The sequence below is a fragment of the Dyadobacter sp. SRI_021 genome, from assembly GCF_057586235.1.
Genome location: NZ_JBYCZM010000001.1, coordinates 65,382 through 81,912, shown reverse-complemented (window position 1 = coordinate 81,912; position 16,531 = coordinate 65,382). Strand labels below are relative to the sequence as shown.

General features: G+C 50.7%; 14 protein-coding genes. 9 read left to right on the top strand and 5 right to left on the bottom strand.

What is annotated here, in order from left to right; translation table 11 throughout:
- The first annotated feature begins 165 nt into the window (after window positions 1-165).
- Window positions 166-1,674 carry a glycosyltransferase family 39 protein gene (locus AC2YIT_RS00300; protein ID WP_487277880.1) on the top strand — a complete coding sequence of 503 codons (1,509 nt, stop codon included), beginning with the start codon at window positions 166-168 and terminating at the stop codon, window positions 1,672-1,674.
- Between the two features lie 205 nt (window positions 1,675-1,879).
- Complete coding sequence (locus tag AC2YIT_RS00295; protein WP_487277879.1) at window positions 1,880-5,956, top strand: FG-GAP-like repeat-containing protein; 4,077 nt, start codon at window positions 1,880-1,882, stop codon at window positions 5,954-5,956.
- A gap of 69 nt (window positions 5,957-6,025) precedes the next feature.
- Here the strand turns inward: AC2YIT_RS00295 and AC2YIT_RS00290 are convergent, their stop codons facing one another.
- Window positions 6,026-6,367, bottom strand: a complete 342-nt coding sequence (locus AC2YIT_RS00290) for a winged helix-turn-helix transcriptional regulator (RefSeq protein WP_487277878.1) — start codon at window positions 6,365-6,367, stop codon at window positions 6,026-6,028.
- A gap of 124 nt (window positions 6,368-6,491) precedes the next feature.
- On the opposite strand from AC2YIT_RS00290, the gene AC2YIT_RS00285 reads away from it, so the two are divergent.
- Window positions 6,492-6,908, top strand: a complete 417-nt coding sequence (locus AC2YIT_RS00285; RefSeq protein ID WP_487277877.1) for a DoxX family protein — start codon at window positions 6,492-6,494, stop codon at window positions 6,906-6,908.
- Here AC2YIT_RS00285 and hmpA read toward each other — a convergent pair.
- Together hmpA and AC2YIT_RS00275 are read right to left on the bottom strand one after the other, a co-directional pair.
- Complete coding sequence (gene hmpA, locus AC2YIT_RS00280) at window positions 6,891-8,093, bottom strand: NO-inducible flavohemoprotein (RefSeq protein ID WP_487277876.1); 1,203 nt, start codon at window positions 8,091-8,093, stop codon at window positions 6,891-6,893. The two genes, AC2YIT_RS00285 and hmpA, sit on opposite strands and share 18 nt — an antisense overlap.
- Window positions 8,094-8,149: 56 nt before the next feature.
- A complete protein-coding gene (locus AC2YIT_RS00275; protein ID WP_430843503.1) occupies window positions 8,150-8,587 on the bottom strand; it encodes an RrF2 family transcriptional regulator in 438 nt (145 codons plus the stop codon).
- Window positions 8,588-8,776: 189 nt separating this feature from the next.
- Between AC2YIT_RS00275 and AC2YIT_RS00270 the strand changes: the two genes are divergently transcribed.
- The 5 genes from AC2YIT_RS00270 (at window position 8,777) to namA (ending at window position 13,862) form a co-directional block, all read left to right on the top strand.
- Window positions 8,777-10,477, top strand: a complete 1,701-nt coding sequence (locus AC2YIT_RS00270) for a T9SS type A sorting domain-containing protein (RefSeq protein ID WP_487277875.1) — start codon at window positions 8,777-8,779, stop codon at window positions 10,475-10,477.
- 137 nt (window positions 10,478-10,614) lie between these two features.
- Window positions 10,615-11,067 carry a carboxymuconolactone decarboxylase family protein gene (locus tag AC2YIT_RS00265; protein ID WP_430843505.1) on the top strand — a complete coding sequence of 151 codons (453 nt, stop codon included), beginning with the start codon at window positions 10,615-10,617 and terminating at the stop codon, window positions 11,065-11,067.
- 56 nt (window positions 11,068-11,123) lie between these two features.
- Complete coding sequence (locus AC2YIT_RS00260) at window positions 11,124-11,459, top strand: YciI family protein (protein WP_430843506.1); 336 nt, start codon at window positions 11,124-11,126, stop codon at window positions 11,457-11,459.
- 63 nt (window positions 11,460-11,522) lie between these two features.
- On the top strand, window positions 11,523-12,764 hold the full coding sequence (locus tag AC2YIT_RS00255) for an RNA polymerase sigma factor (protein WP_487277874.1): 1,242 nt from the start codon (window positions 11,523-11,525) through the stop codon (window positions 12,762-12,764).
- A 33-nt stretch (window positions 12,765-12,797) separates the two neighbouring features.
- Window positions 12,798-13,862 carry an NADPH dehydrogenase NamA gene (namA, locus tag AC2YIT_RS00250; RefSeq protein ID WP_487277873.1) on the top strand — a complete coding sequence of 355 codons (1,065 nt, stop codon included), beginning with the start codon at window positions 12,798-12,800 and terminating at the stop codon, window positions 13,860-13,862.
- Window positions 13,863-13,899: 37 nt separating this feature from the next.
- On the opposite strand, the gene AC2YIT_RS00245 is transcribed toward namA, so the two are convergent.
- Window positions 13,900-14,136, bottom strand: coding sequence for a hypothetical protein (locus tag AC2YIT_RS00245; RefSeq protein WP_487277872.1), 237 nt, complete (start codon window positions 14,134-14,136; stop codon window positions 13,900-13,902).
- A gap of 153 nt (window positions 14,137-14,289) precedes the next feature.
- On the opposite strand from AC2YIT_RS00245, the gene rpiA reads away from it, so the two are divergent.
- Window positions 14,290-14,970, top strand: coding sequence for a ribose-5-phosphate isomerase RpiA (rpiA, locus tag AC2YIT_RS00240; protein WP_487277871.1), 681 nt, complete (start codon window positions 14,290-14,292; stop codon window positions 14,968-14,970).
- 112 nt (window positions 14,971-15,082) lie between these two features.
- Here the strand turns inward: rpiA and AC2YIT_RS00235 are convergent, their stop codons facing one another.
- The gene (locus AC2YIT_RS00235; RefSeq protein WP_487277870.1) at window positions 15,083-16,504 is read right to left on the bottom strand and encodes an efflux transporter outer membrane subunit; all 1,422 of its coding nucleotides are present in this window, start codon (window positions 16,502-16,504) and stop codon (window positions 15,083-15,085) included.
- Window positions 16,505-16,531 lie beyond the last annotated feature (27 nt).

Below are 16,531 nucleotides of genomic sequence, written 5' to 3'. Positions count from 1 at the left end.
ATTTAATTGTGAATCAATATTTTGATGTTGGTTTTAATGAGGCGCTATGTCCGATTTCGGACAGGTGCAGGAGGCTGGCGGACAACGCTGCTGTGAAAATGGGTTTCAGAAAATAAAGTAAATGGCTTAATTACCCATTCTTTTCCTAGCACATCACAAACATCTATGAACCGGAGAACCACCCTGCTGCTGACTTTTATCGTCCTGAAATTCCTGCTCCAATATTTTCTTATCATCCCCGGCTATGACCTTCACAGGGATGAGTACCTGCACCTCGACCAGGGTAATCACCTGGCCTGGGGGTTCATGTCGGTGCCGCCCGTTACTTCCTGGATCGCCTGGGTGATCCGTGCGTTGGGTAACGGGGAATGGGCCGTGCGGTTCTTCCCGGTGCTGTTCGGAGCGCTGACGCTCCTGGTCGTATGGAGGGCCGTGGAAAGGCTTGGAGGGAGCTTATTTGCCTGCATATTAGCCGGTTCCTGCGTGCTGTTTTCGGTTTTGCTGCGGTTGAACCAGCTTTTTCAGCCCAATTCCGTCGATGTGCTTTGCTGGACGACACTCTATTTCTGTCTGATCGGTTATATTAGTACCCAAAAACAACGGTGGCTTTATGGTTTGGCGGTGGTGTTTGCTATTGGTTTTTTGAATAAATACAACATTGTGTTTGCCGTCGTGGGGCTGCTGCCCGCCATTTTGCTGACGCCTCAGCGCAAGCTGCTGCTGAACAAGCATGTTTATTTTGCCCTGCTGCTTGCATTACTGCTCATTTCGCCTAATCTGATCTGGCAGTACCAAAACAATTTTCCCGTTTTTCACCACATGAAATTGCTGGCCGAAACGCAGCTCGTCAATATGAACCGCGCGGATTTCCTGAAGGAGCAATTGCTCTACTTCATGGGCGCGCTGTTTGTGATCGTCGCGGGGCTTTACGGGCTACTCACTTACCGGCCGTTTGCACCCTACCGTTTGTTCTTTTTTGCCATCATTATTACCCTGGCTGTTTTTACCTACCTGCGTGCGAAAGGCTATTATGCCATTGGTATTTACCCTGTTTACATTGCATTCGGGGCTGTTTACATTGCCGAAAAAGTCAGTGCGGTCTGGCTGCGGACAGTATTTGTGCTGATCCCCGTGGTGCTATTCATTCCGCTGTTCAATGTGGCGTTCCCCAATAAAACCCCTGAGCAGATCATCGCCGATCCGGAGCCTTACCGGAAGCTGGGCATGCTGCGCTGGGAGGATGGCAGGGATCATCAGCTGCCGCAGGATTTTGCCGATATGCTCGGCTGGCGCGAGCTGGCTGCCAAAGTAGACGCTGCCTACGCCTCCATGCCCGACCGTGCCGTCACGCTGGTGCTTTGCGACAACTATGGCCAGGCCGGGGCCATTAATTACTATACCAAGGAAGGCGTCAGCGCGGTCGCATTCAACGCCGATTACTTAAACTGGTTCGACCTGACCCGAAAATACAGACACGTGATCCGCGTCAAAGAATGGCACAATAGCGGAACCGAACTGAAAGAAACGGGCCCTTTGTTTACCACCGGTTTCGCTGCGGATTCGGTGAGCAATCGCTATTCGAGGGAATGGGGCACGACGGTTTTCGTCTTTCGTAACGCGCGGATTGATATTAATCGAAGAATAGCGGATGAGATTGCTGAGGAGCGTTGGTAGCGGTGCGTTACCGCTTACCGAATGTCCCATTTAATACCAGTATCATGTTTCAAATGCTTCCCTGAAATTCCGGGAAGCATTTTTTATTCCGAAAGGTCAATGAATCCCAACCGATCGGACATTGCTTTCTTCTTCGTAACCTGCTCGGCATCAACTTGTAGTTTGAATCAGCATAATATCCCTTCAAATAAGACACGATGATTCTATGAAAAAGCACTACACGATCATTGGAAGCGAGGTAAGAATGGCCGCCCTTACAATCCTTGTGATTCTGGCAATGATAATCCGCAATCAGGAGAAACAGACTCCTTCCATGCCGCCGGAGACGGCTAAGCCTTTATTGATAAACACCCCAACGGGCAACACATTGACCAGCATTCAAAACGAAATTGCCAGGAGGGAGTACCACATTACCTACGATTCGGCGCATCACGTGCTGCAAAGCCCAAACCGACAGCATAACCTTCGGGCTTATTACCATCCCGGTAAACTTTCCATTCAAAACCGGATCGACTCGGCAGGTCAGAATTTCCGAATGGCGCTGATCAATGAAGGGATCTATGCCGACGGATCCCTGATCGCCGAAGCCGGGTCGGACGCTGTTCCCCACAACAGTAACGACACGCTGACAATCACACACGAGGGTTTTACCGAAGAATTCATTAACAACCAGGCGGGTATCCGGCAGAACTTCATCGTCACCCAGGCACCTGCGCATACGCGGGAATTGTCCGTACGTCTGTCATTATACGGGCTGCATGCGCGACAGCAGGATACCGATCATTTAGTATTCTATTCCGGTAACGGAGGCAAGCAAACCGATCGCCTCACATACAGCGATTTGAAATGCTGGGATGCAGAAGGCAAGCCTCTTACTGCGAGCATGGCGCTCCTTGGAAAACAAATTGAAATCAACGTCGACGTGGCTAATGCAGCCTACCCGATTACCATCGACCCGATCATCGCCAACGGAAGTCCCGCCAATGCCGACAAGACACTGGAAATCAACCAGACCTCTGCATGGCTGGGCTTTTCGGTATCGACCGCAGGCGATGTAAACGGCGATGGATACAGCGATGTGTTGGTAGGCGCTCCCAAATACGACAACGGCCAGGCCGACGAAGGCGCGGCTTTCTTATACCCCGGCACAGCCGGCGGAATCAGTCTGGCGGCAACTGTTCTGGAATGCAACCAGGCCAATGCGCAAATGGGATATTCGGTGAGCAATGCCGGGGACATCAACAACGATGGTTTCTCCGACATTATGGTAGGCGCACCTTACTACGACGCTTCCAAGTCCAATGAGGGTGTTGTAATGCTCTACAAGGGTTCTGCAAACGGATTGGTCACGAACAGCCCTTATGTTTTCAAGCTCGATCAGGCAGAAGCCAACTTGGGCATTTCCGTAGCCATGGCAGGCGATGTCAACGGGGACGGCTACTCGGACATGCTGGCCGGTGCCCATCAGTTTGATAATGGTCAGTCCAATGAAGGCGTAGGCGTGCTGATCCCGGGTGCCCCAAATGGCTTGGGGTCGGTAACGTTCCTGGAATGCAACCAGGCCAATGCCATGATGGGCTTTGCGGTGGCTGGTGCGGGTGATGTGGATGGAGATGGATTCAGTGACGTAATGGCCGGTGCACGGCTTTACAGCAATGGGCAAGTCCTGGAAGGTGCCGCTTTTGTTTTCAAAGGCTCGGCAAATGGGTTGATAGCGGCTAATCCGACAATTATTGAAAGCAATCAAGTGGATGCCCGGCTCGGGCATGCGCTCTCGTCCGCAGGTGATGTGAACGGGGATGGGTTTTCTGACATTGCCCTCGGTGCGTATCAATATGACAAGGGCAGCAGCAATGAAGGTGTTGTTATGATATATCTCGGCTCGGCCAATGGCGTTAATACCATCCCTTCTCAAACGCTGGAAAGCGACCAGACGGAAGCGCAATTTGGCATTTCGGTCGCCTGCGCAGGTGACGTGAATGCGGATGGATTTGCAGATTTGCTCGTTGGCGCGCGATACTTCGACAAAGGGCAGAATAATGAAGGGGCGGCATTCATCTATCAGGGATCGAAAGATGGTTTAAGTGCAATGCCTGTTTCAACGCTGGAAGGCGATCAGGGCGATGCATGGCTCGGCAGCGCGGTGGCACCGGCCGGTGATGTGAATGGGGATGGGTTTAGCGATGTATTGGTGGGAAGTTATGCATTTGATCATGGGCAGAAGGATGAGGGGAGCGTGTTTGTTTGGATGGGAGAAGCGGGAGGTGTTAAACAATACGCAACAAATGTTTTGGAGATCAATCAAGCAGAAATTCAATTTGGTTACTCGGTAGCAGGTGCGGGAGATGTGAATGCTGATGGGTTTGATGATGTAATTGTCGCAGCAAACAAATTTGACAATGGTCAGTCTGATGAGGGAGCGGCATTTATATACCACGGTTCGCCCGATGGAATATCGGCAGTTGCCGCAACAATTCTAGAAAGTAACCAAAACTTGGCGCAGTTGAGCTCCGTGTCTTCCGCGGGAGATGTTAATAGTGACGGATATGATGATATAGTTGTCGGTATACCGCTTTACGACGTAGCACAACCAGCCGCAGACGAGGGCGCCGTCATGATATTTCATGGTTCGTCCCAAGGTGTTTCGAAGATTCCTAACTTAATAATTAACGGAACGCAAGCCAAAGCAAAATTTGGTTCAGATGTTGCATCTGCGGGAGACGTTGATGGTGACGGATATGACGATATTATCATCGGTGAGCCCGAATATGATTGGGATCCATCCAATGAAAATGAAGGTCGTGCGCACGTATTGTATGGGACGTCTAATGGGATCAAGAATATGGCATTAACAATTGATGGACCACAAACTGGGTTTTATTTTGGTGCCTCAGTCTCAGGGGGCGGAGATTTTAATGCAGATGGTTATGACGATGTCATCGTGGGTGACCCTTACTACAGCGACGTCGAAACATGGGAAGGCGCGGTATTTGTCTTCTACGGAACGGCGAACGGAATAAATCCGACAAACCCCCTCATTTTGCAGAGTAATATTGCGATTTCCTGGCTTGGCATGACTGTTGCTAGTGCAGGCGATGTCAATGGAGACGGATTTGGCGACATTGCAGCTGGTCTATATTACAATCAAAATGGGCAAAAACGGGCAGCTCATATCTACTATGGCTCAACTTTCGGTATTATAGATAACCCGAAAGTCTTAGAAGGTAATATTGGCAACTGGGCGGCTTACTTTGCCCACGTTTCATCAGCCGGTGACGTTAACGGCGATGGATACAGTGATCTATTAGTTGGAGGTTCCGCATACTCTAATGGTCAAAATAAAGAGGGAATCTATAATGTGTATCTTGGCTCTGCTATCGGGATTGCAAACGGCTATGACATCAAAATCGAAGCAAATCAGGATAGCGCATATCTAGGCAGCGGAGTAGCTAGTGCCGGTGATGTCAATGGCGATGGTTATGGCGATATAATCATCGGGGCGTATGGATACAATAATGGTCAATCAAATGAGGGAATCGCGTTTGTTTGTTATGACGCAGGTGGTAGTCTTAATACCCGCAACAACCTCCGCCTCTACAACACCGACCTCACAACCCCCATCAACCATTCCCAATTCCCCCAAACCAACTTCGGCGCGGGCTTGTTCGCCAAATCCTTCACCGGGCGAAACAAAGGCAAGCTGGTATGGGAAACCAAGCCGACAGGACAAGGCTTTTCCAAAGGCAGCAACAACCGCATTACCAACAGTACCCAATCCACAAATTCACAAAGTTCCTATTCGAACTTGGGTACCACTGGTTTGGAACTGAAAAATGTGATTGACAAGCAAGGGCCGAGCACCAAGGTGCGGGTGCGTGTCAAATATGATCCCGTTTTAGCATTAACCGGGCAACGCTATGGGCCATGGCGCTATTTACCGGCCTATCTGATGGGAAATAGCACTGCGCCCGTGCCAGAGGAAGAAAGAGGTGATTTATCAGAAACTATCGAAAAGAAAGCAATCCGTTTAGATGAGGGTAAAGCATCGGAGCTGGCTACTATTTATCCCAACCCCGTTTCCAACCGGTTGAATATCGATTTCAAGGACAATGACCGGGTGCTGAATTTGAAAATCCTCACAGCAAGCGGGTCGGAGGTATATCAATCAAACGGATTCCGGTCAGTCGTCGATGTGAGCCAATTTTCCGAAGGCACTTACTTCCTGATCATCACGAAAATGGACGGCTCCCATACCACCCGTCAAATACTGATACGCAGATAATTGCACAAGACCTCATACATTTGGTTTACATGTAATGCAAAAGGCGTTCGCGAGGTTCGCGGACGCCTTTTAATTGCCCTCGATAATCTTCGCCCGATGCGCCAAACCCCAGTAATGCAGCTCTTCCAGCACTTTTTCAAGTGAAGCGCCATGCTCGGTAATGGAGTATTCCACCGTAGGAGGGAAGGTATCAAATACGCGCCGGTTTATAAGTTGGTTCATCTCCAATGCCTTCAGTTCTTTGGATAAAACCTTGTCGGTAATGCCGGTAACTTCGGCGGAGAGTTGCCTGAATCGCTTAGGCCCCGACGATAGCGCAAAGAGTATCAGCAGTTTCCATCGTCCTTCCAGCGCTTCGAGCGCATCGCGGATCGATAGTGCGGTTTTAGGGCAGCCGTTTCCTGTCAGCATTTCAGGTATTTGTGGGTGATAGGTTGCATTACTATCCGATTGGAAAGTACTATCCGATCGGGAAAGTACTATCGAACGGAAAGCGAAGATAAATACTTTTGCTTCCTCACAAAACATCATTTTTATGGCAATCAGGAAATTTTCGAAGGGGCTGCATATCACATTGTGGCTGACGCAGGTACTGTTATCGGTAACACTTGTCTGGGCTGCCTGGATGAAACTGTTTCAACCCGCAGAAGCGCTGTCGGCTATGTGGCCGTGGACGGGGCAGGTACCGCCGTTGGTGGTGAAGTTGACGGGCGTTGCCGATTTGCTGGGCGGCATCGGGCTGGTACTACCCGCATTGACGAATATCCGGCCGGCATTAACTTTTGTTGCAGCGGCCGGCGTAGTTCTCCTCATGGTCTGTGCGATGGTTTTTCACCTTTCTAGAGGTGAGTCGCCCGTATTCAGCATTGTTTTCGGTGCGCTTGCCGCATGGGTAGCGTGGGGGAGGCAGGAAGGGGCCGCCTCCCTTTGCTGGTTAGTTGACCGACAATGAAAGCGGGCCGAATTCTTCAAAATGAATGTTCGATTGCTCGATGCCGCGGTCGATCAGGTAGCGGTAGTGCTGGCGAATGAACGGACCGGGCCCGCAGATGTAGTATTTGGCGTCGGGATGCAGCGCGTTTTCGGGAAGCTGGTCGAGGGATACCCAGCCCAGGTATTCGTTCGCGGCCAATTTATCGGCGGAGTCGTAGAAGAAATGTTTTTCGACATTGGCCACGGCTTCGGAAATGGCATGCAAGTCGGCCTTGAATGCGTGTACCTGCTCGTTGCGGCACCCGTGTACCCAAGTGATAGGCACGGTCGCCTCGGTGCGCACGAGAGTTTCGAGCATGGATATTAACGGGGTCTGGCCCACGCCGCCGCTGATGAATACCTGCGGTTTGCCATCCTCCGCCTGCAAGGTGAAATTTCCGGACGGTGCAGAAAGGTCGACCACATCGCCCGGCTCTACGAAATCGTGCAGGCGGTTGCTGATCATGCCGTCGGGGTGCTGGCTACCGGCTTCACGCTTCACCGAAATGCGGTAGTATTCACCATTCGGCGCGCTCGAAAGACTGTATTGCCTTGGCTGTTGCAGGTTGATTTCGGGAAGAAACAGGCGTATGCTGATGTATTGGCCCGGCTTGAAATCGCCCACCGTGCCGCCATCGACCGGGTAGAGGTAGAAAGAAGTGATCTCATCCGATTCCCTCACTTTCTTGCGCACCACAAATGGGCGCCAGCCCGACCAGCCGCCCGGCACGTTCACTTTTTCGTCGTACAGCTTCTGCTCGTGCCCGCTCATGAGCGTTGCCAGTTGGGCATAGGCGACGGTCCACGCGTCGAGGAGCTCGGGCGTGGCCGCCTCGCCGAGCACTTCGGCAATGGAGGCGATGAGGTGCCGGCCCACAATCGCGTAATGCTCAGGGCGTATGTGCAGGCTCGCATGCTTGTGCCCGATGGTGTCGATCACCGGCAGGAGCACCGACGGGTCCTCGATATGTTCTGCGTAGGCCAGTACGGCCATGGCAAGGGCGGTTTGCTGACGTTTATTTTGTTGGTTACCCATGTTGAAAAGGTGCTTCAACTCGGGGTTGTGCGTAAACATCCGGTTGTAAAAATGGGTGGTAAGTAATACGCCATGCTCTTTCAGGACTGGTACTGTGGCTTGTACGAGCTCTTTTTGTAGTGGGGACATAGATTTGAAGTTTAAAAATAAAGGATATTTTTGTCCTTTATTTAGGTAAAAAAATATTATTTGTTGAGGGTAAGATGCCCGGCGAGGAGCCCTTCATTGAACTTACCGATCGAAGTGTTTTGCAGCATGACCACGATCTGGCTCCTGATTTTTTTGAAATCGTTGTGCAGTGGACACGGATTGGCCTCCGAGCAATAGCTGAGGCCCATTCCGCAGCCGGTGAAAATGCTGTCGCCTTCAATGGCCTGGACAATGTCGGCCAGCGGGCGTTGCAAGCCTCCCGAATCCACATAAAATCCCCCGTTTGGGCCTTTCGAGGACAGGATAAGCCCGTCTTTACTTAGCTTTTGCAGGATTTTGGCCAGGAATGGCTCAGGCGAGTTGATATGCAAAGCAATCTCGCGGATTCCGACTTTCTGGCCTTCCTCCGACTTTTGAGCGATGTAAAACACCGCCCGCATCGCATACTCGCATGTTTTTGAAAATATTCCCATGGATTGATTCAGGTATTTCGCCGCTTACCAGCTGCAAAGGTAAGCACTGAGGAATTGATAAAGGAGTTTTTTGTCTTTTATTGTTTCGCCCCATTTTCGGAAACTGGGAATTTTACTATTTGGTATGGCTATTTCCCTATCAATCAACTATATTCATCTCAGTATACTCAACGTTAATCACTACTACTCATGAAAACAGCTCTATGCAGGTTTTTGCAGATTTGTCTGCTCAATTCCCTTATTTTTCCCGCGCTGAAAGCCCAGACATGCTCCTTTACAGACCTGCGCCTGAACTCCCAATCGGCCGTTAATTCATTCAGTTCTTCCTGTAAGACGATCAATGGAAATATCACTGTTTCAGGCGCGGATATTACGGACCTTACCCCTTTGCAGAATATCGAAACCATGAATGGAAGGCTGACGATACAGAATAATCCGGCTTTGGCGAGTCTTAGCGGATTGAAAAACCTGGCCGTAGCGCAGCACGTGTTGATTTACTATAATGATCTGCTGAACGACCTGACCGGATTGGAGAAATTGAAGTCGATTTGGGGAACGACTCATATCCGCTATAATAAGGGGCTGGTTAATCTGAAAGGCCTGGATAGCCTGGCCAATGCGAGCACATTTTACATTACCAACAATGATTCGCTGACCAGCCTGTCGGGGTTGGGCAGCCTCGAAACAGTGAGTGATATTTTGGCGATCGGCTCGAACAAGAGCCTTGCCAGCCTGAACGGATTGACCAAATTAAATGCTGTCAGTCGGATCAATATCGGCGAAAACGATGGATTGGTAGACCTCTCGGGATTAGAGCAATTAACGTCTGTCAGCTATCAGATGAATATCACTTCCAACAAAAACCTGACAAGCCTGAATGGCCTGACGAGCCTCAATTATTTAAGTGAGGCCTACATTAGCAATAATGATCTGCTAACCGACTTGTCCGGCTTAGACAACATAAGCTCTGTCTACTGGCTCGTGGTGGGCGAAAATAGCGGTCTTACCAGTCTGGCAGGATTGCACAACCTTACTTCGGCAACCAATTTTATCATACGGGGCAATGACCTGTTGCCCGATTTGTCGGGATTGGAGGGCCTTACCAGCGTCGGTTGGTTGCAGATCAGCGATAATCCGGCATTGACGAGCCTTTCAGGCCTGGGAACGGGCACGAACGCCGGACGGGTTAGTGCCGGCGGAAGAGTGGCCGCACTTACACTGGGAGGGTTGGTTATCAGGGATAATATCCAGCTGACTAGCTGTTCCATTGCTGCTGTGTGTGATTTTGTGAATACCAACACTGCCACCATCAGTGGAAACGGCGCTGGCTGTGGTAGCCAGACGGCAGTGCAAGCGGGCTGCTCTGCGCTGCCGGTGACGCTTTCTCATTTTACGGCCAAGGCGGAGGTAGGTACTGCTGTTTTGGTGTGGACAACTGCGGAGGAACGCAGTGTTGCCGTTTTTGAAGTGGAGCATAGCTTTGACGCAGTAACTTGGTATAAGGCAGGCGAACAGAATGCGGTAGGAGAGAGCAATGCCCTCGTACAATATCAATGGGTGCATCTCACGCCTGCCGCTGGACGGAACTACTATCGTCTTAAAATGAAAGACCTCGATGGTTCCTATTCTTACAGCCAGATTGCAAGTCTCGCATTTGACGGCAAAGCTCGCGCTGCGGTCTATCCCAATCCGGTTTCAGATGTGCTGATTGTTGAAAATAGCAAAGAAATTGTCCTGTTCCGGATTCTCAACGCAGAGGGGAGAAAGGTGTACGAGGCGGCCAAAGTACCAGAAGCGGTCCCCATAAAAGGCCTGCCTGCGGGCACTTATCAGGTTCAGATTACGAGGCAGAATGGATTGGTGCAAAAACAAAGGATTGCTATTCTGTGACTTAATTAATTGATAGTGAGTTGTTTTCTCTGGCTGGAATAGAGGCCGGAGATTTTTTTTAAAAATTTTTTCCAATTTCTGTCCAGATCTGAAAACCCGGTTGTCATTAGGTTTTTTAACTCAAAAAAATCTCAGAAATGGAAACCAGACTTAGTTTTTTCGAAAAAGGACAAAATGCAGTGAAGCCGCTTTTCAATCTTAACGGCTATATCAAAAAATCGACGCTTGGACGCCAGTTGGTGGAATTGATCGACTTCCGTATTTCTCAAATCAACGGATGCGCTTACTGCCTGGATATGCACTCCAAAGAGCTGCGGGCGATGGGTGAAACCGAGCAACGCCTGTACGGGTTGAGCGCATGGCGCGAGGCTCCTTACTACACCGACCGTGAGCGCGCCGCATTTGCATGGGCCGAAGCTGTGAATGCATTGCACGTAACCGACGAAGTGTACAGAGAAGTTGCGTCGCAGTTCACAGAAGAGGAAATCGTAGACCTGACGATGGTCGTTTCGGCAATCAGGAGCTGGAACAGCATCAATATTGCATTCCCCGCAGCAATTGGAACTTATCGCGTCGGCCAGTTTGGTTGATTTTGCCCAAAACTGATTAGCTTTCGGATTCAGACACTTTAACACATTACCGCATTATGGACGAGTTCTTATTGGTATTCCGGCGCGATTTCAAGAACAAGGAAATTCAGCCATCCCCCGAACAGTTGCAGGCGCATTTTGAAAAATGGCATGCGTGGTATGATAAAATGACCGCCGAAGACCGGATTGTGCTCCGGAGGCGGTGGGATGGAGAAGGCCTGGTGGTGAATGCGCAAAAGACCGTGCTGAATGGCCCTTATGCCGAGATCAAGGAGACGATCGGCGGGGCGGTGATCATCCGCGCGGCGGATTATCAAGAGGCAGCCGAATTGGCCAAGGCTGTGCCTATTCTGGAATTCGGTGGAAATGTGGAAATCCGGAAGGCGCTCTGATGGCAGTTTGCTGATCCTTTTTGATATTTGCAAGGTCCGGCTTTCCCGCCGGGCCTTACTATCATGGGGGAAAACGAACTGCTGCCACACCTTTTCAGGACCGAATACCGTAAAATCGTTGCCGTGCTGTGCTACCTGTTCGGGATCGAGCATGTCGAGATTGCCGAGGACATTGCGAGCGACACATTTCTGGCCGCTGCGGAAACGTGGGCTATCAAGGGCGTCCCCGAAAACCCGGCTGCCTGGCTGTATACCGTTGCTAAAAATCGGACAAAGAACCATTTGAAGCGTAATGCGCTGTTCGAGCAGAAAGTGGCGGAGGAGATCCGCTATTCGTCTGACAAAGAGGCGGAAATAGAGATCGATATGTCGCCCAGGAACATTACAGACAGCCAGTTGGCCATGATTTTCGCCGTTTGCAACCCGCTGATCCCGGCCGATTCACAGGTGGCGCTCGCGTTGAACCTGCTTTGCGGTTTTGGTGTCCAGGAAATTGCAGACGCGTTTTTGCTGAATAAGGAGGTAGTGTACAAGCGCATTCAGCGCGCCAAGGAAAAACTGAAAGAAGGGGAGATCAGCATCGCGCCGCCGAGCGCGACCGAAATCACCGACCGGCTGGAAACCGTGCTGACGACCATTTATTTGCTTTATTCCGAAGGCTACTATTCCATTTCCCAGAATACCACGTTACGCAAGGAACTTTGCGCGGAGGCCATGCGGCTGAATTTTCTTTTAATGGAAAGCGAGCTGACCGACCGCCCGGAAGTGAGCGCGTTGCTTTCGTTGATGTGCTTCCATTCGTCGCGGTTCGAAGCCCGTACGAATCAGAACGGTGAAATGGTGCTTTATGAAGACCAGGACGAATCGCTATGGAATCGGGAGCTTATCGAACGCGGGGCCTATTATCTCAGTCGTGCTTCTGCCGGCGAAAAACTCAGCCGCTACCATCTCGAAGCCGGCATTGCCTATTGGCATACACATAAGGAAGATTCGTCTGAAAAGTGGGAGAGCATTCTCGACCTGTATAACCATTTGCTGGCTATCGAATATTCACCCGTTGCGGCATTGAACCGCATTTATGCCTTTGCCAAAGTCCACGGGAAGGAAGCCGGGATTGCCGAAGCGAAGCATTTGAACCTGACCGGCAACCATTTTTACTATTCGCTGCTTGGTAACCTCTACACCGGCATTGACAAGGTGCAGGCCGTGGCACATTACGAAACGGCCATCCAGCTAGCACATTCGGAGTCGGATAAGGCAATCCTGTTCAGGAATATCGCACGTTTGCAGGATAATGTGGGTTGATATCCTATATTAGGCTATTCTAATCTTGCAAGCATGTCAAAGCTATTTTCACCTGTTACTATTAAAAGTGTCCAGTTCAAAAACCGGATCGTAGTTTCGCCCATGTGCCAGTACTCGTCGGTCGACGGTTTTGCTACCGACTGGCATCTGGTCCATCTCGGCAGTCGTGCTGTGGGTGGAGCGGGGCTGATCATCACCGAAGCTACCGGCGTATCGCCCGAGGGCCGGATTTCGTCCGAAGATCTGGGTATCTGGAAGGACGAGCATATTGAAAAACTTTCGCAAATCACCGCATTTATCAGTGCTCAGGGATGTGTACCGGGCGTACAGCTCGCCCACGCGGGCAGGAAGGCGAGTACGGCGGTTCCGTGGAAAGGGCGTGTCGAAGTGCCTCAAAGCCAAGGTGGATGGCAAACGGTAGCGCCATCGGCTATTCCTTTTTCGGATACTTATCCCAAACCCGTCGCCCTGGATCTGATTGGTATTGATAAAGTGGTTACGGACTTCACCGCTGCTGCCAAACGCGCATTGCAGGCCGGTTTCAAAGTGATCGAAATCCACGCCGCGCACGGTTACCTGGTGCATCAGTTCCTGTCGCCGCTCAGCAATCACCGCACCGACGAATATGGCGGCAGCTTCGAAAACCGCATTCGTCTCCTGCTCCGCATTATCGACAGCATCCAAACTGTATGGCCGGCTGACTTACCGCTATTTACCCGCATTTCCGCCACCGACTGGGCCGAAGGCGGCTGGAATGCCGATGAATCGGTACAACTCGCCCATATTCTTAAAGAGAAAGGCATCGACCTGATCGACGTATCGACAGGTGGTTTGGCGGCGCACCAGCAAATTCCCGTAGGCCCGGCCTATCAATTACCATTCGCCACTCGCATCAAACGTGAGACCGGCATTCTGACGGGCACAGTGGGGATGATTACCAATTCTATTCAAGCAGAAACTATCCTGGTCAATGGCGATGCGGATATGGTTATCATGGCACGGGAGATTTTGCGGAATCCTTACTTTCCGCTGGAGGCTGCGCGAGACTTGAAAGAAAGCATTGCATGGCCGGTGCAGTATGAGCGGGCGAAGTGGTGAAACGTACCTTCGCATTGATCACTTTCCGGTCACTGCCTTACGCGTAAGCGAGCTTGCCCAGGATGGACGAATTATCGATGATGGGCGTCATCCGAAGGTCGGTGGCAATTTCAATGTAAGAGATTACACGAATATCTTCGTGGCCCGGATGAAATTCATGAAAATCGTTGATCAGCGTATCTTCGGAGAAGCGCATTTTTGCTTCGAAATTGTACGAATTGGTTAAAATTACCCCATCTTTTTTCGCCGATATGGTGAGCATATATTTGGGCATAAGGCTGTTGTTATATGTGATTTATCTAAAAAATGTGTCCGTAAGCTGGTAAAGGGACTCCCTTTGCCAGCTTTTATGCAAAAACCTTGCCCTATAATTGGGTTTCCCTATCAGAAAAATAGATTTTCTTTGCCGTTAAGGTAGACGACACATATGAAAGACCTCAAACACGAAAAAACATTAGCCGCCAGAGAAGCGGTTAAATACCTTTCCAATGGCCAGATTGTAGGCCTCGGCTCCGGGAGCTCGGCCTATATTGCCATTGCCGAAATTGGCGAACTGGTGAAGAATGGATTGAATATTAAAGGCGTGCCTACCTCGGAAAAGACCCGCGAGTTGGCCGAGTCATTGAATATTCCTCTGCTTAAAATTGAAGATGTAGATTCAATAGACGTTACCATCGACGGTGCCGACGAATTCACCACCGATTTGCAGCTGATCAAAGGCGGCGGGAGCTTCCTGCTGAAAGAAAAGGTGGTCGCTTCGCTCTCGAAGCAGGAGGTCATTATCACGGATTCAACCAAAAAAGTGGAGCTCCTGGGCAAGTTTACAGTGCCGATCGAGGTGATCCCTTATGCGCAAAACTATGTTTTAGCACAGATCAGGAAGCTGAATGGCTCGGGGAAAATACGCTTGGTGGATGGCAAGCCGTTGATCACCGAGCAAGGTAATGTGTTGATCGACGGCGATTTTGGATTAATTCAGGATCCGGCATCGCTGGCTGACCAACTGACCCGAATTGTCGGGGTAGTGGAGCACGGGTTGTTTATTGATATCGCAACGACAGTGATTATGGGCGTGGATGAAACTACCGAGATATTCACGAAGTCCTGAACCGCACTTAATTGAAAATACAAAAGCCGTCGGATCGAGTCCAACGGCTTTTTGTGCTTAACTACACTTAACAAAGACGCTAACCATAGTGTATGTAGGTCTGATTGGAATCTTATTTCCAGCCGCCGCCGAGGCTGCGATAGAGGTCTACGCGCGCTACGAGCGACTGGCTGCGGATGAATGCGAGGTTGAGTTCCGCCTGCAACGCATTGCCTTGTGCGGTGATCACTTCCAAATAATTGGCCATATCACTTTGGTAAAGCAGCTGCGCATTGGAAATGGCTTGTGTCAGAATGTTGACCTGATTGCTGGCGATGGCTTCCTGTTCTTTCAGTTTCTGGGTTTGAACGAGCGAGTTCGAAACTTCTCCTACCGCATTCAAAACCGACTGACGGAATTCCAATACCGATTGCTCACGCTCGATTTTGGCTACTTCCAGGTTGGTTTTCAACTGGCGTCTCGCGAAGATCGGGCGGGCAATGGTACCGGCCGCGATGCCGAACAATGAGCCTGGAATATTGAACCAGTTGCTCGATTTGAACGATTCAATCCCTCCGCTCGCCGAGATAATAAGCGACGGGTACATGCTCGCCTGCGCCACGCCCAGTTGCGCGTTCGCGACAAGTACCGACATTTCGGCCGCCCGTACATCGGGACGGCGGCTTACCAAGGCAGCCGGTACACCGGTAGCCAGGCTGTCGTTCGCTTTGAAATCCGCCAGTTTCACTTTACGCTCGATCGCGTTCGGCATTTGGCCGGTCAGGACCTGCAATGCGTTTTCCTGAATGGCAATATCCTGTTCGAGCTGTGGAATGAGCAATGCAATGGCCTCGCGCTGCGCTTCCGCCTGTTGCACCGAGAGCGAAGTGACTTCGCCGGCGTCTTTGAGCAGGGTCGTCAGTTTCAGCGTATTGTTGCTTAGTTCGAGGTTGTGTTTCGCTACTTCGAGCTGTTTGTCCAGCATCAGCAGATTGAAAAAGCCTCTGGCAATATCGGCTACCAGGCGCGTTTGTACGGCTTTGGTGGCTTCATAAGTTTGCAGGTATTGGCCCATGGTCGCCTGCTGCTGGCGGCGGATCTTGCCCCAGATATCGGCTTCCCACGACAGATCCACCGCTGTGATATAGTTCTCGATGTGTTTAGCTCCCAGGAAACTGCTTGCGCTGATCCCGTTCAAGCTATTGCTCGAAGGACGGTTGTACGTGCCTGCAATGCGCAGGTCAAGGCGCGGGAGTTGCAGCATTTTGGCCTGTTTTACTTGCTGCTGTGCAATATCGATGCGTTTCAGGGCAATTTGCAGGTCATAATTGTAGGCAATGCCGCGCTCGATGAGCCGCTGCAGCGTGGTATCGGGGAAGAATTCCTTCCAGCCCATGTCCGCAATGGTGGCGGTGTCGCCGTAAGGCACACTGCGGTACCCGGTGGGCAGTGCCAGTTCCGGGCGCTGGTAGTCCTTGCTCACCTTGCAAGAGGCGAGCAAAGTTACCAGCAGGATCAGAACGGGTATTTGCGTTAATCTGAATGTATTTTTCATGATGTTAATCTTAAATAAAATAGTCAT